Source organism: uncultured Winogradskyella sp. (genome assembly GCF_947498005.1).
Lineage (GTDB): Bacteria > Bacteroidota > Bacteroidia > Flavobacteriales > Flavobacteriaceae > Winogradskyella.
The window spans coordinates 51,584-73,631 of record NZ_CANMIW010000003.1 but is presented as its reverse complement, the minus strand read 5'-3'; the positions used below and the strand labels follow the sequence as shown (position 1 = coordinate 73,631).

Genomic DNA, 22,048 nt, shown 5'->3' with positions numbered 1-22,048 from the left:
AATTCGCTACCTACTTTACAGCATCGTAATTATCATCCCATTCCTTTGGTTTAGGATTATCATGCAGCTTACCTTGAGATTTTGCTACTATCATTGATACAGTTGCATCACCAGTAACATTCACAACAGTTCTGCACATGTCTAAAGGTCTATCTACAGCAAATATCAGCGCTAATCCTATAGGTAATAATTCCGCCGGAAATCCAATAGATTCTAATACAATAACCAACATTACCATTCCTGCACTTGGCACAGCTGCACTACCTATAGAGGCAAGTAAAGCTGTTAAAATAATTACAATTTGGTTAGTAAACGTTAGCCCTTCTGGCCAAATCACTTGCATAATAAATACAGCAGCAATACCTTGGTATAAACTTGTACCATCCATATTAACGGTTGCACCAACAGGCAAAACAAAACCAGAAACTTCTTTATCTACACCAAGATGCTCTTCAACTCTTTCCATAGTTACTGGCAACGTTGCAGCACTAGAACTTGTTGAAAATGCTAATAATTGCGCAGGACTCATATTCTTTAAGAACCACATTGGCGATTTTTTAGTAATCGTTTTTATTAAAATTAAATAGAAACCAATCATTAATACCAAACCAAAGACAACGCAAAGCGCATATTGTACTAGTTTAAGGAGTATTTCGGTATCATCAAAAGCTATAATAACATTCGCCATTAGAGCAAAAACGGCATAAGGAGCAAAGAGCATTATTAAATCTACCATTTTCATAATGACTTCATTGAGAGAGTCAAAGAAATCAATTAATGGCTTGGCTTTCTTCTCTCCTATTAATAATAAAGAGATTCCAACTAATAAAGCAAAACATATCACTTGAAGCATTTTAGCTTCTCCCATAGCTTGAAAAATATTACTTGGAAAAATATCTACTAAAGCTTGAAGAGGTCCTGCATCTTGCTGCGCACTCGCTTTGGCTAATTTATCAGTTACACCTGCATCATTTTCGTATTTAAGCTTAATCTTTTCTATGGTTGCTTCTGGCATTCCTGCTCCTGGTTTTACCACATTTACAATGGTTAAACCAATAACAATAGCCACCAATGTGGTACCTATATAAATCGCTATGGTACGCAATCCCATGCTTTTTATTTTAGAAATATCTTTTAAGTCTGAAATCCCTTTTATTAATGAAGCTAGAATTAATGGAACAGCAATTAACTTTAGAAGATTGATAAATATCTTACCAAAAGGTGCAATCCAATCTGTTACAAATTGTTGACCACTCATTGAATTCATAACAAATCCAAAGATGATTCCAAGAACCATTCCAATAATTATCTTCCAGTGTAATGCTAGTTTTTTCATGCTTTTAATTTAATTCTTATTCAAAATTGGTGTGATATTGTTTGATTCCGTACTAAACGATCTTTATCCATTTATAATAGATATAATGAATAACATAGTTACAACATAGAAAAATATACCCAATATTCTTACCTGAGAAGCTTGTTCAATTTTTTTTTCAAAACCATACTTTTCAAACCTTTCATTTTCCATTTTATTTAAATCATGGGTATTCATAAAACCACCCTTACTTTGAAATGGAAAAAAGAAAAAAGTTAGCCATTCTTCCGTGGTTAATGGAATTTCTTTACGCTTCTTTTTATTTTCCTCTTCTAAACTCAAATAATTAGAAATTACAGACGTGTTACTCTATCTAGCAATAAATAATCTGCTAAAACTAAAGCAGCCATGGCTTCTACAATAGGAACTGCTCTCGGCACAACACAAGGATCGTGTCTGCCTTTACCTTGCATTTCTACAATTTCACCTGCACTATTTAAGGCATCTTGTTTTTGTATAACCGTTGCAACAGGTTTAAAGGCAACCCTAAAATAGATATCCATTCCGTTAGAAATTCCTCCTTGAACTCCTCCAGACAAATTAGTTTTTGTAGATCCATCTTCGTTAAACAAATCATTATGCTCGCTTCCCTTCATTTTAGCACCACAAAAACCACTTCCATATTCAAAGCCTTTCACAGCATTTATAGATAACATAGCTTTTCCTAACTCGGCATGTAGTTTATCAAAAACAGGTTCTCCTAAACCAACAGGTACATTTTTAATAACACAAGTTATTGTACCACCAATAGTATCGCCTTGCTTTTTAATTTGTTCTACTTTAGAAATCATTTTTTCTGCAGTAGCTTCATCAGGACAGCGAATAATATTAGATTCTATTTTACTAAAATCTAAATCTTGATAAGGTTTATCTATAAAAATATCGCCTACTGAAGACGTAAAAGCGTTAATTTCAATTTTTGGTAAAAATTGTTTTGCAATAGCACCTGCTACAACTCTAGAGGCTGTTTCGCGTGCAGAACTACGGCCTCCTCCTCTATAATCGCGTACACCATATTTTTTATCATACGTATAATCTGCGTGGCTAGGACGATAAACATCTTTTATATGACCGTAATCCTTAGATTTTTGGTTGGTATTATGAATTACGAAACCAATTGGCGTTCCTGTAGTGACACCTTCAAAAACACCAGAATAATACTCTACTGTATCTGGTTCTTTTCGCTGCGTAACAATTTTAGATTGTCCTGGTTTTCTTCGATTTAATTCATTCTGAATAGCTTCAAAATCGAGTTCTATTCCTGCAGGACAGCCATCAATAATGCCTCCAATTGCCTTTCCATGAGACTCACCAAATGTTGTAAGTTTAAATAATTTTCCGATCGTATTTCCTGCCATTGCAACTTATTTTACGCTAATGTAATTGTTATATTATTAAAACGAAAATAGCTTTCTAATTTTCCTGTAATAATGATTAAAAAACTAGATTCAATTCACTTAACATTTAGTTCATTTTTTAATAACAATTAACTCATAATTAAATAATTATGAGTTAACACGAAAATTATAAATATTGAAGTTCTTTGCCATACTAAGATTCAATAATGTGAAAATTAAAAGAAAAGTAGAAATTGCTGTTATATCTGACGTACACCTTGGCACATACGGTTGTCATGCTAAACAGTTATTAACTTACTTAAACAGTATTGATCCTAAAAAATTGATTCTTAATGGCGATATCGTTGATATTTGGCAATTTAAGAAACGTTATTTCCCAAAATCGCATTTATCGGTAATCAAAAAAATAATGGATTTCGCTGCAAACGGAACCGAAGTTATTTACATAACTGGTAATCATGATGAAATGCTGAGAAAGTTTACAGATACCGAAATTGGCAATATTTCAATTGTAAACAAATTGGTTTTAGAACTAGACGACAAGAGAGCATGGTTTTTTCATGGTGATGTCTTTGACATTTCAATTCAGAATGCCAAATGGCTTGCTAAATTAGGTGGCTATGGTTATGATTTATTGATACTAATAAACAGATTTGTAAATTGGTGGTTAGATAAAATAGGAAAAGAACGGTATTCCCTATCTAAGAAAATTAAGAATAGCGTTAAAGGCGCTGTGAAGTATATTAACGATTTTGAAAAAGTCGCTACAGATTTAGCAATTGAAAACGGCTATGATTATGTAATTTGTGGTCATATTCATCAACCGAAAATGCTTTCGGTTGGAAACAAACATGGTAAAACCACTTATTTAAATTCTGGAGATTGGGTAGAAAATTTTACCGCCTTAGAATATCAGTTTAAACGTTGGAAGGTATATAACTACAATCAAGATAAATTGTCTGCCTTCTACACAGATGAAGATCTAAAGGACATGGATTTTAAAGAGCTAATTGCTGCAATCACTATCGTTGAACAGCCAAAATCTAAAAAAAACAAAGATAAAAATAAGGACAAAGACAAACTAAAGTAAAGCGTCTTTTAATATTGAAATTGGATGTTTTGCAACGCGACCTGTTCCATCCTTAATTTGATGTCTACAACTGGTTCCGTTTGCCGAAATACACGTGTTTTTTGAAGCTTTACGCACAGCAGGAAACAAGGTTTGTTCTCCAATTTGCATACTTACTTCATAATGTTCTTTTTCATAACCAAAACTTCCTGCCATTCCACAACAACCACTCGGTATAATAGTAACGTTATAGTTTTCTGGTAAATTCAAGACATCAAAGCTCGATTTTTGATTCGCTAATGCCTTTTGATGACAATGACCATGAAATTTAATAGTTTTTGATTCTTTAGTAAAATGCTCAGGTTTTATATTTCCTAATTCAGTTTCTTGTTGAATAAATTCTTCAATCAAAAACGTGTTTTTTGCAATAGATTGTGCCGAATCCTTATCATCTGCTAGCTTTAAATATTCATCTTTAAATGATAAAATCGCTGAAGGCTCAATACCAACTAAAGGTGTGTTTTCCGTTATTAAATCTTTGAATTTTGAGATGTTTTCATTCGCCATTTTTTTAGCTTCAGCAACCAAACCTTTTGAGAGCATTGCTCTACCAGATTCAGCATGAGAAATCATAGAAACCTTGTAATTTAAATGATTTAAAAGCGCAATAGTATCTACACCAATTTCTGTATCTAAATGATTCGTAAATTCATCATTAAAAAGAAACACCTCTTTAACATAATTTTCTTTAACTATTTTATTTTTAACTAATTGAAACTCTTTACCTAAACTTTTATTAGAAATCAAAGGCAAACTGCGTTCTTTCGCAATTCCGCCAACAGATTTTATAATCGAACTTGTAAATCCGTTAGAAAACATAAAATTTGTTAGCTTAGGAACTCTACTCGCATACCCATTAATTTTGTTATTATAAGCAAACAATTTTGTTCTAAAAGGCACACCATTTGCTTGCTGATATTGGTATTGAAACTCCGCTTTTAAAGCCGCCACATTTACACTACTTGGACACTCGGTTGAGCATGCTTTACAACTTAAACATAAATCGAAAACATCCTTTAATTCTTCATGATTAAACTTATTCGCTTTCTCTGAATTCGTTAAAAATTCTCGTAACGCATTTGCTCTTGCTCTAGTGGTATCTTTTTCATTTTTTGTAGCTCTGTAACTCGGACACATCGTACCACCAAATTCGGGTAATTTTCTACAATCACCAGAACCATTACATTTTTCTGCTTCTCGCAAAATACCTTCAGAACTTGAGAAATCTAACAGCGTTTCAATTTGAGGTTCTTCTCTATTGATTTCATAACGTAAATTCTCATCCATTGCATAGGCATCTACAATCTTATGAGGATTAAAGATGTTCTCAGGGTCGAATGCAGATTTAATTTGTTTTAAAATTTCATAATTCGCAGCACCAATCATCAACGGAATAAATTCTGCTCTCACAATACCATCACCATGTTCGCCAGACATAGAACCTTTGTATTTCTTTACAAGTTGAGCTACAGCAGTTGTAATTTCTCTAAAAAGCTGAACATCTTCCTTTTGTTTTAAGTCTAAAATGGGTCTTAAATGCAACTCTCCTGCGCCTGCATGTGCATAATAAACAGCGTTTTGGTTAAAAGTGGTCATTAGCGCTGTAAATTCTGAAATATAATCTTCTAAATCTTCAAGTGCTACAGCTGTATCTTCAATACATGCCACAGCCTTTTTATCGCCAATAATATTACCTAGTAAACCTAAACCTGCTTTTCGTAATTCAAAAGCCTTATTGATATCTGCACCTTTTAAAACAGGTTGTGCGTAACTTAAATTTAATTGCGATACCGTTTGCAAGAATGCATCTATTTCAAGCTGAAGTAATTCAGATGTATGAGCACTCAACTCACACATTAAAATAGCAACCGGATTTCCTTCTATAAACGTTCTATTTTGTTGTTGCGTTTTATTATGCTTTGTAAGATTTAAAATAGAATCATCCATCATCTCACACGCATGTAAATTGTGTTTCATCACATGAGCAACGGACTTCATACAATGTTCAATACTATTAAAATGTAATGCTACCATAGCGTTTTCAGTAGGTGGCAAATCATTTAACTGCAACGTAATTTCGGTTGTAAAGGCAAGTGTACCTTCACTTCCTGCTAACAAATTACACATGTTAAAACCTAAACTTGAAGTTGAAAACACATCAGACTTAATTAACTCATCAATGGCATAACCTGTATTTCTTCTGTGAATCGTGGGTTTAGGGAAATTATCCTTTATCTGATTTTGAATAGCTTCAGGTTCTAAAGTGTTATATATGGTTTTATAAATATGGCCTTCAAGCGAATTTAATTTGGTTTTATTATGAAATTCTTCAGAAGTTAATTCCGAAAATTCAACGTCATTCCCATCACTCAAAATGGTTTTAAGACTAATCACTTTATCTCTAGTTACACCATATTGAATGGATGTGGTTCCAGACGAATTATTCCCAACCATGCCACCAATCATACAACGATTAGAGGTTGATGTATTCGGTCCAAAAAATAAGCCAAAAGGTTTGAGGTAATTATTCAACTCATCTCTTACCACACCTGGTTGAACTGTTACTGTTTTTTCAGACTCATTAATATCTAAAATTCGCGTAAAATATTTAGAAACATCAACCACAATACCTTCGCCTACACATTGTCCTGCTAATGAAGTTCCTGCTGTTCTTGGTATTAATGACGTGTTATTATTCTTGGCAAAATTTATTAAAGATTTTAAATCCTTTTTATGCTTTGGCAAAGCAACTGCCAAAGGCAATTTTCTATAAACTGAGGCATCTGTTGCGTATAATTTTCGCATTAAATCATCAAAATGTAATTCGCCTTCCAAATCAGAATTTAGCTTTTTAAGCTTCCCAAGGTTTACATTTAGCATATACGTTAATAATTGACGGATTCAAGTTATAAAATTGTCATAAAATCAAAGCTCGTCCTTCAATTTTCACATAATTTTGGCGTTATGAAGAAAAGCAATTTTACAATTGTTAAAACTAAGAATTAAAAAGTAGAATTATTATGAAGAAATTATTTTTATTAAGTACCATTTTTATAGGGTTTACCACAATAGCATCAGCTCAAGAGATTGCAGACAATGCCATAGGGCTAAGAATTGGAGATAGCAATGGTTTTGGAACAGAAATTACATACCAACGTGCTTTAGGAGACAATAATAGATTAGAAGTTGATTTAGGCTGGAGAGATTATTACAATGAAGATGGATTTAAATTAGCAGGTATATACCAGTGGGTTTGGCCTATAGAAGATAGAATCAATTGGTACGCAGGTGCTGGTGGAGGTTTAGGTTCTGCAGGAGACGCATTTCTTTTTGCTGCAGGAGACGTAGGTATTGAATATAATTTTGATGTTCCATTATTAATATCTTTAGACTTTAGACCAGAAATTAGTTTTGGAGATGTACTTAAAGACGACTTAGGATTTGATATTGCTTTAAGTCTAAGATATCAGTTTTAGGGCCAAAAGAATAAATAATAATGAAACCACCTTTTTTAGGTGGTTTTTTTATTAACTTTTCCCTCATGAAACAACTCGCAATCATTGGTCTTGGCCCAAGAGGTTTTTATGCTTTAGAAAATGTTATTACTGAATTATCTCAACAAGATAAAGAAGTTGAAATACTAATTTTTGAAAATTCAAAAGAACCAGGTGCTGGCCATGTTTGGTATGAAGGACAACCTAATTCTAACTGGATTAATATAACAGAGCGCGCGCTTACTGGCCTAAGGTGTAGACCAAAACAACATTTTAAAAATGTAACTATTGAAGCATTTCCATCCTATCATAATTGGTGTAATTTTGCTTTAGAACCTCATGAAAACGATACATTTCCACCTAGAAAAAAATTAGGCAAATACCTTAACGAACGTTTTAATTCTATTAAATCCGAAACCGAAAATTTAGACCTTATAAAATATATTTCTGCTGAAATTCAATCCATAATTCATAGAAATGATAAATTAATTCTGAAATCTAAAACAGAATCTTGGCAATGTGATGATGTGCTTTTGACTATTGGTCATCAAACCACAAAAACATCAGACCAAATAAAAGCTTGGCAACAGCATACTGAAAATAATTCTAATTTGCTGGTGTTTGCAGATGCCTACCCTGTTAATCAGTTAGAAAGCACTAGAAATACCGAAAACATTACTATTGGTATTAGAGGTTTTGGGTTAGCCATGGTAGATATAATGCGTTATCTCGTTATTAACAACTACGGAAATTTTAAAGTGGTTGATAATTCAACCTTTAAAACGGTGTATTATAAAACAAAAACACAGCACCTAAAACTTATTCCGTTTTCTTTAGATGGTTTGCCATTAGCGCCAAAACCGTTAAATGAAAATATTGATAATTGGTACAAGCCAACCAAAAGTGAATTAGAGTTTTTTAAATCGGAAATAGAAGCGATTACACAAACTGACGCAACAGCAACTCATATTAGTTTTATTATAAAACCTATTGCTAAGATTGCATCACGAATTTATAACGATTTAAATCAAAACGCATTCAATCACAGTTTCAGTAATGAAGAATTAGAAAACATCATTTCTAATTGGTTAAAAGATGCCGATTATAAACATGAATTGCTTCAAGATGAAACCATTTCGGCATATAATTTAATAGAAGCTTATGTGAATATGGCATTAGGCACTGCTACTATTTCACTCGATTTTTGCGTCGGTCAAGTTTGGCGCCATTGCCAACCTACCTTGTACAAAGCCTTTTCTTATGCACAATTAGATAACGAAATTATTGAAGATCTTATCGCATTAGATGAACGTAGTAAACGGTATTCCTATGGTCCACCAATTGAAAGTATGCAGCAAATGTTAGCCTTAGTTGATGCTGAAGTTTTAAGTTTAGAGTTTTTAAAAGACCCAACTATTAATATGATTAATGATGGTTGGCAATTAGAAAATGAAGACAACAAAACCGTTACATGTTCTACAATGATTAACAGTGTTTTGGATGCACCAAAATTATTAGACATTACTTCGCCTTTAGTAAAAAACCTACTGAAAGATGATTTAATTCAACCTATGCATTCAAAATTAGGTATTGAAACCTCTGATGATGCTTACGTTATTACAGCAGACGGTAAACGTGATATTCCTATTGCGGTTTTAGGTCGCTTAGCCAAAGGCAGTGTTATTGGTGTTGATGCTATTTTAGAGTGTTTTGGTCCACGCATTGAAAATTGGGCATCAGCTTACGTCAACAAATTATAGTTTAATTGGGTTGTTTCTCGCTTAAATATTTCCAATAACGTTTTGGGACGTGCCTAATATGAAGTTTCATGTTTTTACGCGATTCAATATTCGTAGCTTTAAAGTAGTCTTGCCATAATTTCTGAAATTCAAATTCTTGCGTGGCAAAAAATTCGGATTCTGTTTTTGTAAAATCAAATCCAGCTGGAAAATCCATGTTAATAATTTCTACATGGTCTAAATCATAGAACAAACCGTAACCACGTTTTATATCATAAATTACCCATTTTTGGTCCGCATAACGTCTTTTAAAATGTTTTTCAATCAGTGGTAGCACATTAAAGTCGGGTTCAATACTCGCAAAGTAAATGTCGTCTTTAGTTAACCTGAAGCGCACAAAGGCTTCCATTCTATGCTTTTCACGCCCAACGGATTTAGCGAGTTGTGCAATTTTTAAAACGGATGGATGCGAGTAATCTTTATCAGCATTCGATTTTTTCTCAAAAGCATACCGCATATAATCTAGTAGAAAATCCTCTACTCCTATTTGCTCACTTAAAAATGCATAGTACAATTGATAACTGCCTTTAGAAGATAATTTAGATTTTACGCCTTTCCAGACCCGATTGGCCTTTACTTCTTCCGTAACAATAGTTTCATTATCTGAGAACAACCCTTGCTGCATGGTAAATTCATTTTGAATACGAACCTGTTTCAATTTATGCTCAAAAACATAGAAAACGGCAGACAGAAAACCATCAAACGTGCCATCGTAAATTAAATTCTTCGCTATCATCTAACTGAATAAACTTAATTGATTACTTAATGTTTTTTGATACTTGCTATTTGAATTCTGAAGAATTAAGCCCTTTATTTTTTCGGGTGTTAAATCGCGTTTTTCAAACTGATTGCTATCACACACCATAAAATATTGGGCTCTATTTAAAGCAACACCTATCTTTTTCAGGTGTTCCCAATTTAAACGTCTAAATCGTCTGGCATTTAAAATTTTGTATACAGATTTCATCCCTAAACCAGGAATTCTGGCGAGCATACGCTTATCTGCAGTATTCACATCCACAGGAAATTCATGTAAATTTCGTAGTGCCCAACTCAGTTTTGGGTCTACATCTAAATCTAAATTTTGATGTTGTTGATTTAAAATTTCACTGACATCAAAACCATAAAATCGCATGAGCCAATCGGTTTGATACAATCTATTTTCGCGAAGCATTGGCACAGCACTTCCTATTTGTGGCAAACGATTATCATAACTTATGGGCACGTAACCCGAATAGTAAACACGTTTTAAATTATAATTTTTATAAAAATGATTTGAGGTCTGCATAATCTGAAAATCATTTTCGCCACTAGCACCAATTATCATTTGCGTGCTTTGACCTGCTGGTGCAAATTTTGGTGTGGTTTTAATAATCTTCTTTTCGGCTTTATACTGAATAATTTCATTTTTAACCTTAACCATCGGCTTTATAAAATCTTCACGATTTTTATCTGGTGCTAATTTTTTGAGTCCAGCTTCGGTAGGGATTTCAATATTCACACTCAATCGGTCTGCGTATAATCCTGCTTCGCGCATTAATTCATCTGAAGCACCAGGAATGGATTTTAAATGAATGTATCCGTTGAAGTTTTCTTCCAAACGCAGTTTCTTTGCCACAGCAACTAAGCGTTCCATGGTATAATCTGCACTTTTAAAAATGCCAGAACTGAGAAATAAGCCTTCGATATAATTTCTACGATAGAAATTAATAGTTAAATCCACCACTTCTTGCACTTTGAAAGCAGCACGTTTAATATCATTACTTTTTCGAGTGACGCAATATGCACAATCGAAAATGCAATAATTGGTTAATAATATTTTGAGTAACGACACACAACGACCATCTTCGGTATACGAATGGCAAATGCCCATGCCTGTGGCATCGCCTAAACCTTTGTTAGTATTGGCGCGTTTACTTCCACTAGATGAGCACGATACATCATATTTTGCGGCATCTGCGAGTATTTTTAATTTTTCTTGGGTACGTTGAAAAGACAATTCTTTTTCCTCCTTTTTCTTTAAAATTTTTTGAATCACAAAAAAATACTACATATAAAAGCTACAAACTACTACAATTTGTAGTAAAATAAAATTAACTGTGATTGTGTCTTAATCCTATGAAATGCGTTAAGATTTCTACGATAACCTTTAATCAGAAAAAACAGCAATCCTTACATTGAAGTATTATGAAAACATTCATGATTATAATAGTAATACTAAGTAAACAATATATGAGTGCACAGCACAAAATACCTGAAGACATTAGAACGAACGTAGAAACGGCTCTAGCCTATTATCCGCAATTAGACAATATTAATATAGAATTTAGATTTAAAAAGAATATTAAAAAATCGACAATGCAAGCACGACCAACATTTGGCAGCTTTTTTAAATCTAAAAAGAACAGAAACTACGTTATTCTTATCAGTGAGAAATTTAAAATTGCAGATAAAGAATTTTTAACCCGTCACATACCAGACGATATTTTTATTGGTTGGATTGGACACGAATTGGGTCATATTATGGACTACCAAGATAGAACTAAAGGAAATCTTATTTGGTTTGGAATTAAGTATTTGTTTTCTGAGAATTCTATTATTGAAGCCGAACGTTGTGCTGATAGTTTTGCCGTTGCACAAGGTATGGAAGACTATATTTTAAAAACGAAAGACTTCATTTTAAACCACGCTGACATTACGCAATCGTATAAAGATAGAATTATAAAATATTACCTATCGCCTGAAGAAATTATGGAATTAGTAGCACATAGAGATGCAGAACAAACATTAATTAAAGATTGATAAATCACAACCATTTAAAATTTAAAAACAAAAAGCTATTACTTTCATAATAGCTTTTTTAATGTCTTATTGAGAAGGAATCTACTAAGATTCTTTAATAAACGCTTCCCAATCTGCAAACTTCTCTTCGCCCATAACGCGTTCCATTTTTACTTGTCCACCTTTTTTCTTGTTTCTTTCATTCCAATCATAGAATCGTTCTGGCGAAATGACTTTCACTTTGACGCCATGTAAGGCTTTACTTCGTGCTACCTTATAATTTTTGTTTGCGTTTTTTAAACTTTCATCTAAAGCCTTGGCAATTTCAGAATTATCAACACCTTCTACATCCGAACCTAAATACCAATAATGATAAAACTCATCATCATCGCCTCGTTTCGCACAAATGGTGTATTCTGAAATGGTGGTATCAAATTTTTCTTCCAATTCGCGCATCGCTGCATCCATCTTATTCACTGATAATTGGGAACCAACAGTGTTTAGAAAGAATTTTGTCCGACCTGTAATCTTAATTTCGGCACGTTTAACATCTGTAAATTCTATAGTATCTCCAATTAAATAACGCCAAGCACCACTTACTGTACTGATGATGAGCACATAATCTTGGTCAGTTTCAACCTCTCTCAAAGTTAAAGCAGGTGCTTCATCAGTAAGTGAACCATCTTGGTTAATGTATTCGGGTTTAAAAGGCACAAATTCAAAATAGATGCCATTATCTGTATTCAGTTGCATGGCATCTGTTTCTGGTCGCACTTGCGTGGCAATATAGCCTTCCGAAGCTAAATAGGTATCAATAACGGTTACTGGTTTGCCTAATAACGCTTTAAAACTTTTCTCATAGGGTGCAAAAGCGACACCTCCAGATGTATAGACTTGCAGGTTTGGCCAAATCTCGTGAATATGGTTTAAATTATGATATTCAATTACTTTTTGAAGCATCAATTCTATCCAAGAAGGAATGCCACTTAATGCACCAATATCCCAATCTTTTGCGCGTTCTGCAATACGTTGCACACGGTCGTCCCAATCATCAATCTGCGAAATTTCTTCGCCAGGTTTATAATATCCTCTAAACCAGGACGGAATATTACTTGCGCTAATACCGCTAATTTCGCCTTCTTTATGATTGTCTTTTACAATTAAATCTGTAGAACTGCCAAGCATCATAATTTCCTTTTCAAAGAAATCTGCAGGTAAGTCAAAATTATTGAGTGCAAACACCTGTTTAATTCCTGCACCTCTAATCGCTTCAATCATATCATCGGTAACAGGTATTCGTTTACTAGTTTTTCCAGTTGTACCAGAACTCAATGCAAAATACGATGGATTTCCTGGCCAAGTGACATCAGTTTCGCCATTGTGAAGTTTGTGCCACCATTCGTCATTTATCTTATTGTAATCGTAATAAGGTACTTGCGCTGCAAATGATTTTTGAGGGTTTTCACTTTCGAGAATAGCTTCAAAATTAAAATGAGCACCAAATTGGGTGTGTTTTGCCCTTTCAAGCAATTCCTTAAGTACGTTTTCTTGTGCTTCTTCGTGAATAATTTCAGAAGTAAACGTGTCTTTCAGCTCAATGACACCTTTTATAATATTTCCTAATATAGCCATAATGTGTTTTTAAAGTTTTTAATTACGCTGCGATTTTTCTACATGCTTCTGCACATTTTCTGCAGGTTTCAACACATGTCTTGCAATGTACATGCTCGTGCTCGCCACAATGGTCTGCACAATACTCGCAAATTTCGGCACACAATAATGCGTACTGTTTAACAAATACGCTATCTGAAGTCATTACCTTTATGAGCATACCGCAAGCATCTGCACATTGAATACAACATTTAGGGCAATCGTTAAAACTTTCTTTGCCTGCCATTTCAGAAAAACAGATTCTACAATCTATAATACATTCTAAATTAGCTTCAATAACGTCTTTATATACAGTCTTCATAATAAATGATTTTAATTATTAATTTCCACTAAGGTCTTCAATATTTAAAGAAGGTTGTATTGCAATTGCTAAAAGGTTTAACGCATATCAAAAAATAGAATTTAAAAGCCATAAAAGCATTATTTAGAGTAAACTTAATTGCATTTGAGTTAAACGGTAATTCCATTTTAAAGCATATTTATTCCGAACTTAAAAACGAAAGAATTATGAAAGAGTGGTTTAAATTTTCAACAGATGGTTTTCTTGCCATTATATTAACGACGATTGGTATTTATGTGGCATTAGTCATTTTAACACGAATTAGCGGTAAACGAAGTTTTTCTAAAATGTCGAGTTTCGATTTTGCCATGACAGTAGCCATTGGTTCCGTAATGGCAACCGTTATAATTTCTAAATCAGTGTCCTTGCAATATGGCATTAGCGCGTTGGCGATTATATATGTTATACAGATGTTAGTGGCTGCAGCCAGAAGAACAAAATTTGTGCAAGACATAGTAGATAACCAACCAACATTATTAATGAAGGATGGTAAATTATTAGAAACTAATTTAAAGAAATGTAAAGTGACAGAATCTGACATAAAAGCCAAGCTAAGAGAAGCCAATGTGATACAATTATCTGAGGTTAAGGCTGTCGTTTTTGAGTCTACAGGCGACATTTCCGTTTTACATGGCACAAGCGATAAATCTATTGACGAATGGATTATGGATTTTTAGACTAAAGCTTAAAAATTTGTTTAATTTTGCTTTCAAATAATGAAAAATTAAGAAATCTGTATTTATTATGAAAGACACTGCATTATCTTCTACACACCAAGCACTTGGTGCAAAAATGGTTCCTTTTGCTGGTTATAATATGCCAGTTCAATATGAAGGTGTAAACGCTGAACATGAAACGGTTAGAAAAGCCGTTGGTGTTTTTGATGTCTCTCATATGGGCGAATTTTTAATTGAAGGTCCAAATGCTTTAGCTTTAATACAAAAAGTATCGAGTAACGACGCATCTAAATTAGAAGTTGGAAAAGCACAATACAGTTGTTTACCAAATGATGATGGTGGCATTGTGGATGATTTAATAATTTACAAGATTAAAGATGATACCTATTTATTAGTAGTTAACGCGAGCAATATTGAAAAAGACTGGAACTGGATTTCGTCTAAAAACGATGTTGGTGCTGACATGAAAGATTTAAGCGAAGACTATTCTTTACTTGCCATTCAAGGACCAAAAGCCATTGAAGCGATGCAGTCTTTATCTAGCCACGATTTAGCAGATATAAAATTCTACAACTTTATAGTTGGCGATTTTGCAGGCATTGAGCATGTTATTATTTCGGCAACGGGTTACACAGGAAGTGGTGGATTTGAAATTTATTGCAAAAATTCTGAAGTAAAACAAATTTGGGATAAAGTATTAGAAGCTGGTGCAGATTTCGGAATTAAACCTATTGGTTTAGCTGCAAGAGATACCTTGCGTTTAGAAATGGGTTATTGTTTGTATGGTAATGATATAGATGACACCACGTCGCCAATTGAAGCCGGTTTAGGTTGGGTTTGTAAATTTAATAAAGACTTTACAAATAGCGAGGCTTTAAAAGCTGAAAAAGAGCATACACCAGAACGTAAATTGGTCGCTTTTAAATTAGACGAACGCGGTATTCCTCGCCATGGTTACGATATTGTAGATGGTAGTGGAAAAACTATTGGTACTGTAACTTCTGGCACCATGAGTCCTAGTTTAGGCATTGGTATTGGTTTGGGTTATGTGCCTAAAGTCTTTTCTAAAGTAGATAGCAAAATACATATCCAAGTCCGTAAAAAAGCTATTCCTGCAACGGTTGTTAAATTACCGTTTTTTAAAGGTTAATAGATAGAATGTCGATTGATTAATGAAGAAGGAAACAGCGCAAAAACATCGTATTCTCATATTAGGTGCAAGTGGCTATATTGGTAATGCCGTTTACAAAGAACTGGGTCCTTATTTTAGAACCTTTGGCACTTACAGAATTCCGAAAAAGGAATTTGAAAAGAACAAACAATTCTTTCACTACAATGTAGAAGAAGACGATGTTTACGAAATTCTTGAAGCTACAAAACCTTCTATAATTATCTCTGCGCTTCGCGGAAATTTTAACGCACAAGTTATTGCACATCAACATATTGCAGAATATGTTTTAAAGCATAAGTGTAAACTTATATTTTTGTCTTCTGCTAATGTTTTTGATGCGTATAGTCAGTATCCTAGCTACGAATTAGACAAAACATTAAGCCATAGTGTTTACGGACATTTTAAAATAAAGATTGAAAATTTATTATTACGAATGCCCAAAAAGCAAGTCGCCATAATTAGACTTCCTATGGTATTTGGTCCTGCTTCGCCACGATTAGACGAACTGAAACAAGCTATAAAAGACAAGGAAGCTGTAGAAGTGTTTCCTAATCTTATAATGAACGTTATGTTAGACAAAAAATTGACACAACAAATTCATTATATCATCAACAGAAATAAACATGGTGTTTTTCATCTTGGTAGTACAGATTTAGTACATCATGACGATTTTATAAAAGAAATACTAAAACTCATTACAGACAAAAAAGTAGTTACTAAACAAGTATTTACTACTAATGAGGACCGTTATCTAGCGGTTTTACCAAAATTCAATCTTTTACCTAAACACCTTCAAATTACAAGCGACACGGTTCTTGAAGAATTAAAAAAGTGATTTTAAAATAAAGACTGTGATTTTTTGTAGTGATTATAAATTTTATAGTAATTTTAATAAAAACATAGGGTATGAAATTAGACGACGATACTATAGAAAAGAAATTATTACACCTTCCGGAATGGGATTATCACGACAATGCCATTCACACAGAATATGAATTTGATAATTTTAAAGATTGCTTCAGTGCTATGAGTCGAATTGCCTTTGAATGCGAAGCCTTAAACCATCATCCAAATTGGAGCAACACCTATAATATTCTGAAAATCTCACTATCCACACATGATGCAGACGGCGTAACCATAAAAGATTTTAAACTTGCCGAAGCTATTGAAGCTATTGTTGAGGAAGAGGAATAACATTAAATTATATTTACCTTTAATGTTACTTTAAGATTTTCAATATTTTCTTAAATTTGTTTTGCCTTTCAATTGGCAATTTTTTACTTAATAATTTATAACTATTTTTTACTATGGGAAGAGCTTTCGAATTTAGAAAAGCAAGAAAAATGAAACGTTGGTCTGCCATGAGCAAAGCCTTTACACGTATAGGTAAAGACATTGTAATGGCTGTGAAAGAAGGCGGTCCTGATCCTGGTAGTAATGCACGTTTAAGAGCTGTTATGCAAAATGCTAAGTCGGTAAATATGCCGAAAGCCAATGTAGAACGTGCCATTAAAAAAGCAAGTGAAAAAGGTCAAGGCGATTATAAAATTGTACTATTTGAAGGTTATGCACAACACGGTATTGCTGTTTTAGTTGAAACAGCCACTGACAATAACACACGTACCGTAGCCAATGTAAGGTCTTATTTTAATAAAACAGATGGTAGCTTAGGGACTTCGGGCTCGGTTGTTTTTATGTTTGACCATACTTGTAATTTTAAAATTGAAGACAAAGATTTTGATTTAGAAGAATTAGAATTGGAATTGATTGACTTTGGTGTGGATGAAATTTTTGCAGATACTGATGAAGATGAAAATGGCGAAGAGCAAAAATGTGTTATGATTTATGCACCTTTTGAAAGTTTTGGAGATATTCAATCTTACTTAGAAGCTAATGATATAGAGATTATTTCTTCTGGATTTGACCGTATACCACAAGTCACTAAAAAGATTACACCAGAGCAAGCTGAAGATGTTGAAAAGCTTTTAGAAAAATTAGAAGAGGATGATGACGTGCAAAACGTATATCATACTATGGAAGAAAGTGCAGAATAAAACAATTGCATTTGTTAAACTTAAAAGAGGGCTTCTGCTCTCTTTTTTTTGTTTTTATAGTAAATCTGACGCGTTTTTTTTGAATTAGATTAAACAAAACTAAAGATTCATTTTTGCTACCTTAGTCCGCGAGCAAATGATATTATATAAATACGATAACAAACTTCTATAATGAAAATCAAACTTCTAAAATCGAATATTCAACTTGAAAACGACAGAGTTTTACTTATACCTTTTGATAATAAAAGAAACGAAGAACTCAAAGATATAATCTTCGATAAAGATATTTGGGAGTTTATGGGAATGAGTATAAACAATGAACAAGGGCTTAAAAACTATATTTCAAAAACAATTAAGGATAAAAACAACCGACTTTGTTATCCTTTTCTAATTATAGATAAGGAAACTAATAAAGTTGCTGGTTGTACAAGATATGGTAATGTAAATTCCGCAAGTAAAAAATGTGAAATCGGCTGGACGTGGTATGGAACAGAATTCCAAGGTACCGGTTTAAACAAAGCGTGTAAATTCGAATTATTAAAATTTGGTTTTGAAACTATTGGATTTAGAAGAATACAATTTAGTACAGACCAAGATAACTTAAGGTCTCAAAAAGCTATAGAAAATCTTGGCGCACAGAAAGAAGGTGTTTTTAGAAATAACTATGTTGCTTCAAACGGAAAAAGTAGAAATGATGTTTATTATAGCATCATCAAAGAAGAATGGAAATCATTGAAAGAGGAAAATTTTTCAGAATTTATAGTGTACTAATTTTCAAATTCAGACATAATTAAAGAAAACATAAACCATTTTATGATACTCGTTTAAAACGCTGAAACATCAAAATTATTAAAACTTACATTAGAGGGCTTCTGCCCTCTTTTTTTGTCCTATTTTAAAATTAACTTCACTTGCTTATTCTATTCCAATTTTACCTCGTATTTTTATAATTCTAAGTTAATTAAGAGTTTATAATCTATATTTTAAACGCATTAACTAATTACATAAATAATTCGCATCAAAGCTTCTATTTTATAATAATGATATAACATGAGTGTATTAGAAAAATTTCAACTTAACGGAAAAACCGCATTAGTCACTGGTTGTAAAAGAGGTATTGGAAAAGCGATGGCTATTGCACTTGCAGATGCAGGTGCTGATATAATTGGAGTTAGCGCTACTTTAGAAAAATCAGGAAGTGAAGTAGAAAAAGAAATCACAAAACTCGGCAGAAAATTTACAGCGTATACTTGTGATTTTAGCGACCGAAAAGCACTCTACGCGTTCATTAAAGCACTAAAAACAGATATTCCTATTATAGATATTTTAGTAAACAATGCAGGCACTATAAAACGCGCTCCTGCAGCAGAGCACAGCGATGAACTTTGGGACCACGTAGTTGAAGTCAACCAAACAGCACAATTTATTCTTACAAGAGAAATAGGAAAAGACATGATTGCGAGACAAGCTGGTAAAATTGTGTTCACTGCTTCGCTATTAACGTTTCAAGGCGGAATTACGGTTCCTGGTTATGCAGCAAGCAAAGGTGCTATTGGCCAAATGACTATGGCGTTCTCTAACGAATGGGCTTCAAAAGGCATAAATGTTAATGCTATTGCTCCTGGCTATATAAGTACAGATAATACAGAGGCGTTGAGAAAAGACCTAGACCGTTCAGAATCTATTCTCTCTAGAATTCCTGCAGAACGTTGGGGAAAACCTGAAGATTTCGCAGGACCAATAGTGTTTCTATGCTCAGAAGCTTCAAGTTACATGAATGGTAGTATCCTAACTGTAGATGGTGGTTGGATGGGACGATGACAGCACTCAAAACAAGATAAATCTCTACAAATTATATCTAATAAACTAAATAATGAAATACAATCTAATAATAGCCTTAACAACGCTTTTACTGTTTTCTTGCAACGATAAAAACAAAGTTGACGACGAGGTTTTAATCAAAAATATAGCAGAACTTCAAAACGCTATATCACAAGCTGAACCAGGAAGCACAATCATTTTAGCTAATGGTATTTGGAAAGATACCCAAATAAAATTCTATGGCTTAGGTACTGAAGAAGCACCAATTACGCTAAAAGCTGAAACGCCAGGCGAAGTATTTATTGAAGGCCAATCATTTTTGCATTTAGGTGGTACATATCTTAATGTTGAAGGTTTATATTTTAGAAATGGCTATTCTCCCGAAAGTTCTATCATCAAATACATGATTAGTAAGGATAGTATTGCCAACCACACTAGAGTTACAAATACAGTGATTGAAGGGTTTACAAAACCAAACCGTTCTACAAACGACCGTTGGGTAGAGTTTTATGGTAAACACAATCAATTAGACCATTGTTATATTTCTGGAAAATCTAATGATGGCGAAACGATTAGAGTCTTTTTTACAGGTAATGAACATATAAATAACCATCATCAAATAGTGAATAATTATTTTGGCCCACGACCAAGGAAAGGTGGTCCAAGAGCAGAAACCATAAGGGTTGGCGATAGTAAAACAAGATTAACACCTGGTTACGTTAACGTCTCTAACAATTATTTTGATGCTTGTAATGGCGAAGTTGAAATCATTTCAGATAAAACAAATTACAATGCATTTACTAACAATATTTTCTATAAATGCGAAGGCTCATTAGTGCTAAGGCATAGCAATTATGCCAATGTAGATGCTAACATTTTTATTGGTGGCGACGATTCGGATTTTTACGGAGGAATAAGAGCTGTAAATACAGGTCATTGGATTACCAACAACTATTTCTACAAAATAAGAGGCGAACAATTTAGAAGTCCTCTTGCCATAATGAATGGCATTCCTATGACGCCTTTAAATCGCTACAAACAGGTCGCAGATGTGGTTGTAGCTTATAATACTTGGGTAGATTGTAAATCGCCATTTCAAATTGGAGTTGGTCAAAATTTAGCAAGTGCAGATGTTTTACCAAAAAGTGAAATTCGTTCGGCACCTCCTATCAGAACAACTATTGCCAATAACCTTATTTACAATACAAAATCAGATTCGGCACCTTTGGTCAATCATGATGACATGAGCGGAATTCTATTTAAAAACAATGTTTTAGATAATAATGCTAGTGTTTATTCAGAATTTGATGTGTTTCAAAATGAAACCATTAAAATGAAGAAAATCAATGATTGGTTATATGCACCTGAAACTCCCAATAACCAAGCTTTAGATAGCGTATTCAATGGTTATGACTTTGTAAGAATAAAAAACGACTTATTTGGCTCATCTCGAAGCGATAACAGTAAAGTTGGAGCAATTAATCAATTAACGGCTGCTGAAAACTTCAAAATAGATAAAAGTCTATATGGACCAGATTGGTTTTCAACCGAAAAAGAAATTTCAAAACCTAATATTCATAGGGCATCATCAAAATCAGGCGAGCTTTCAAAATTAATTCTTCAAGCACAATCAGGCGATATTATTGAGCTCACTGATACTGAATATTCAGTGAATACATCTCTTAAAATTGATAAGGAGATAACGCTTCGAGCTAATGGAGAAAATAGTGTTGAAATTATTTATAAAGGAAAAGAACAAACTCCTTTGTTTGAAATGAATCCTAAAGGGAATCTTAAGCTTCAAAATATTAGTATAAAAGGACAAGGCAATCAACTCGCATTTGCGCCTCTCTCTGAAAATATGGCTTCAGCATACTATCTACTTATCGACGATTGTATTATTGACAATTTCAACTTCATCTTAAAAGCTTCAAAAGGGTCTTTTGCAGATAGTATCAACTTCAACAAAACCATTATTAAAAACAGTAAAAACGGCTTTGTATTAGCTGCTGATGAAAAAGGCGATTATAATGCAGAAATGGTTACTTTCAACAATTGTGAATTCAATAATATCAGCCAAAATCTGATTCATTTTTACAGAGGTGGTTATGATGAATCTACTATTGGTGGTGTTTTAACGCTTTCTAATAACCTATTTACAAATTGTGGTAAAACAGAAAAATCTGAGTTGTTGATTAAAACACCAGGTATTATCAATGTTCATATTTCTGATAATACATTTAAGGATAATCCTGTAAAACTTGTCGCTTTACTTTGGGGCGAAAAGAATAATCATCATAAAAATAATACGGTCATTAATTCTGGAGATATTAAAGTTGAAGACCAACAAAAACTAGAAATCCTGTACTAATAACCAA

The 22,048-nt window shown here is 33.3% G+C and carries 20 protein-coding genes; 12 read left to right on the top strand and 8 right to left on the bottom strand.

Features of this window, described 5'->3' with window-relative positions; translation table 11 throughout:
• Positions 1-10 precede the first annotated feature (10 nt).
• The 3 genes from Q0891_RS06215 to aroC form a co-directional block, all read right to left on the bottom strand.
• A complete protein-coding gene (locus tag Q0891_RS06215) occupies positions 11-1,336 on the bottom strand; it encodes a dicarboxylate/amino acid:cation symporter (RefSeq protein ID WP_299099829.1) in 1,326 nt (441 codons plus the stop codon).
• A gap of 63 nt (positions 1,337-1,399) precedes the next feature.
• Entirely contained in the window at positions 1,400-1,657 is a 258-nt protein-coding gene (locus Q0891_RS06210) for a hypothetical protein (RefSeq protein ID WP_299099827.1), read from the bottom strand.
• 11 nt (positions 1,658-1,668) lie between these two features.
• On the bottom strand, positions 1,669-2,733 hold the full coding sequence (aroC, locus tag Q0891_RS06205) for a chorismate synthase (protein ID WP_299099825.1): 1,065 nt from the start codon (positions 2,731-2,733) through the stop codon (positions 1,669-1,671).
• Positions 2,734-2,941: 208 nt separating this feature from the next.
• Here aroC and Q0891_RS06200 point away from each other — a divergent pair, with 208 nt between their 5' ends.
• Positions 2,942-3,823, top strand: coding sequence for a UDP-2,3-diacylglucosamine diphosphatase (locus Q0891_RS06200; protein WP_299099823.1), 882 nt, complete (start codon positions 2,942-2,944; stop codon positions 3,821-3,823).
• Here Q0891_RS06200 and Q0891_RS06195 read toward each other — a convergent pair.
• A complete protein-coding gene (locus Q0891_RS06195) occupies positions 3,815-6,742 on the bottom strand; it encodes an FAD-binding and (Fe-S)-binding domain-containing protein (protein ID WP_299099821.1) in 2,928 nt (975 codons plus the stop codon). The genes Q0891_RS06200 and Q0891_RS06195 overlap by 9 nt on opposite strands.
• 140 nt (positions 6,743-6,882) lie before the next feature.
• On the opposite strand from Q0891_RS06195, the gene Q0891_RS06190 reads away from it, so the two are divergent.
• Positions 6,883-7,338: a hypothetical protein gene (locus Q0891_RS06190; protein WP_299099819.1), complete on the top strand. Its 456-nt coding sequence runs from the start codon at positions 6,883-6,885 to the stop codon at positions 7,336-7,338.
• Positions 7,339-7,403: 65 nt separating this feature from the next.
• Positions 7,404-9,116 carry an FAD/NAD(P)-binding protein gene (locus Q0891_RS06185; RefSeq protein ID WP_299099817.1) on the top strand — a complete coding sequence of 571 codons (1,713 nt, stop codon included), beginning with the start codon at positions 7,404-7,406 and terminating at the stop codon, positions 9,114-9,116.
• 1 nt (position 9,117) lies between these two features.
• Here the strand turns inward: Q0891_RS06185 and Q0891_RS06180 are convergent, their stop codons facing one another.
• Both Q0891_RS06180 and Q0891_RS06175 read right to left on the bottom strand, forming a co-directional pair.
• On the bottom strand, positions 9,118-9,891 hold the full coding sequence (locus Q0891_RS06180) for a TIGR03915 family putative DNA repair protein (RefSeq protein WP_299099815.1): 774 nt from the start codon (positions 9,889-9,891) through the stop codon (positions 9,118-9,120).
• Positions 9,892-11,154, bottom strand: coding sequence for a putative DNA modification/repair radical SAM protein (locus Q0891_RS06175; RefSeq protein WP_299100584.1), 1,263 nt, complete (start codon positions 11,152-11,154; stop codon positions 9,892-9,894). It lies immediately after the preceding gene.
• Positions 11,155-11,342: 188 nt separating this feature from the next.
• Between Q0891_RS06175 and Q0891_RS06170 the strand changes: the two genes are divergently transcribed.
• Positions 11,343-11,957, top strand: a complete 615-nt coding sequence (locus Q0891_RS06170) for a hypothetical protein (protein ID WP_299099813.1) — start codon at positions 11,343-11,345, stop codon at positions 11,955-11,957.
• Between the two features lie 84 nt (positions 11,958-12,041).
• Here the strand turns inward: Q0891_RS06170 and Q0891_RS06165 are convergent, their stop codons facing one another.
• Together Q0891_RS06165 and Q0891_RS06160 are read right to left on the bottom strand one after the other, a co-directional pair.
• Positions 12,042-13,568, bottom strand: coding sequence for a GH3 auxin-responsive promoter family protein (locus Q0891_RS06165; RefSeq protein ID WP_299099811.1), 1,527 nt, complete (start codon positions 13,566-13,568; stop codon positions 12,042-12,044).
• A 22-nt stretch (positions 13,569-13,590) separates the two neighbouring features.
• Complete coding sequence (locus Q0891_RS06160) at positions 13,591-13,908, bottom strand: four-helix bundle copper-binding protein (RefSeq protein WP_299099809.1); 318 nt, start codon at positions 13,906-13,908, stop codon at positions 13,591-13,593.
• A gap of 206 nt (positions 13,909-14,114) precedes the next feature.
• Between Q0891_RS06160 and Q0891_RS06155 the strand changes: the two genes are divergently transcribed.
• From Q0891_RS06155 to Q0891_RS06120, 8 genes are all read left to right on the top strand, one after another.
• Positions 14,115-14,624 (top strand): DUF421 domain-containing protein, encoded by a 510-nt coding sequence (locus tag Q0891_RS06155; RefSeq protein ID WP_299099807.1) that lies wholly within the window; start codon positions 14,115-14,117, stop codon positions 14,622-14,624.
• Between the two features lie 67 nt (positions 14,625-14,691).
• Positions 14,692-15,774, top strand: a complete 1,083-nt coding sequence (gene gcvT, locus Q0891_RS06150; protein ID WP_299099805.1) for a glycine cleavage system aminomethyltransferase GcvT — start codon at positions 14,692-14,694, stop codon at positions 15,772-15,774.
• Positions 15,775-15,796: 22 nt separating this feature from the next.
• Positions 15,797-16,630 (top strand): sugar nucleotide-binding protein, encoded by an 834-nt coding sequence (locus tag Q0891_RS06145; RefSeq protein WP_299099804.1) that lies wholly within the window; start codon positions 15,797-15,799, stop codon positions 16,628-16,630.
• Between the two features lie 71 nt (positions 16,631-16,701).
• Positions 16,702-16,989 carry a 4a-hydroxytetrahydrobiopterin dehydratase gene (locus tag Q0891_RS06140; protein WP_299099802.1) on the top strand — a complete coding sequence of 96 codons (288 nt, stop codon included), beginning with the start codon at positions 16,702-16,704 and terminating at the stop codon, positions 16,987-16,989.
• Positions 16,990-17,102: 113 nt separating this feature from the next.
• Positions 17,103-17,849, top strand: coding sequence for a YebC/PmpR family DNA-binding transcriptional regulator (locus tag Q0891_RS06135; protein ID WP_299099800.1), 747 nt, complete (start codon positions 17,103-17,105; stop codon positions 17,847-17,849).
• 171 nt (positions 17,850-18,020) lie between these two features.
• Positions 18,021-18,620 carry a GNAT family protein gene (locus tag Q0891_RS06130; RefSeq protein ID WP_299099798.1) on the top strand — a complete coding sequence of 200 codons (600 nt, stop codon included), beginning with the start codon at positions 18,021-18,023 and terminating at the stop codon, positions 18,618-18,620.
• A gap of 279 nt (positions 18,621-18,899) precedes the next feature.
• Positions 18,900-19,670: an SDR family NAD(P)-dependent oxidoreductase gene (locus tag Q0891_RS06125; protein ID WP_299099796.1), complete on the top strand. Its 771-nt coding sequence runs from the start codon at positions 18,900-18,902 to the stop codon at positions 19,668-19,670.
• 52 nt (positions 19,671-19,722) lie between these two features.
• Positions 19,723-22,041 carry a chondroitinase-B domain-containing protein gene (locus tag Q0891_RS06120; protein WP_299099794.1) on the top strand — a complete coding sequence of 773 codons (2,319 nt, stop codon included), beginning with the start codon at positions 19,723-19,725 and terminating at the stop codon, positions 22,039-22,041.
• Positions 22,042-22,048 lie beyond the last annotated feature (7 nt).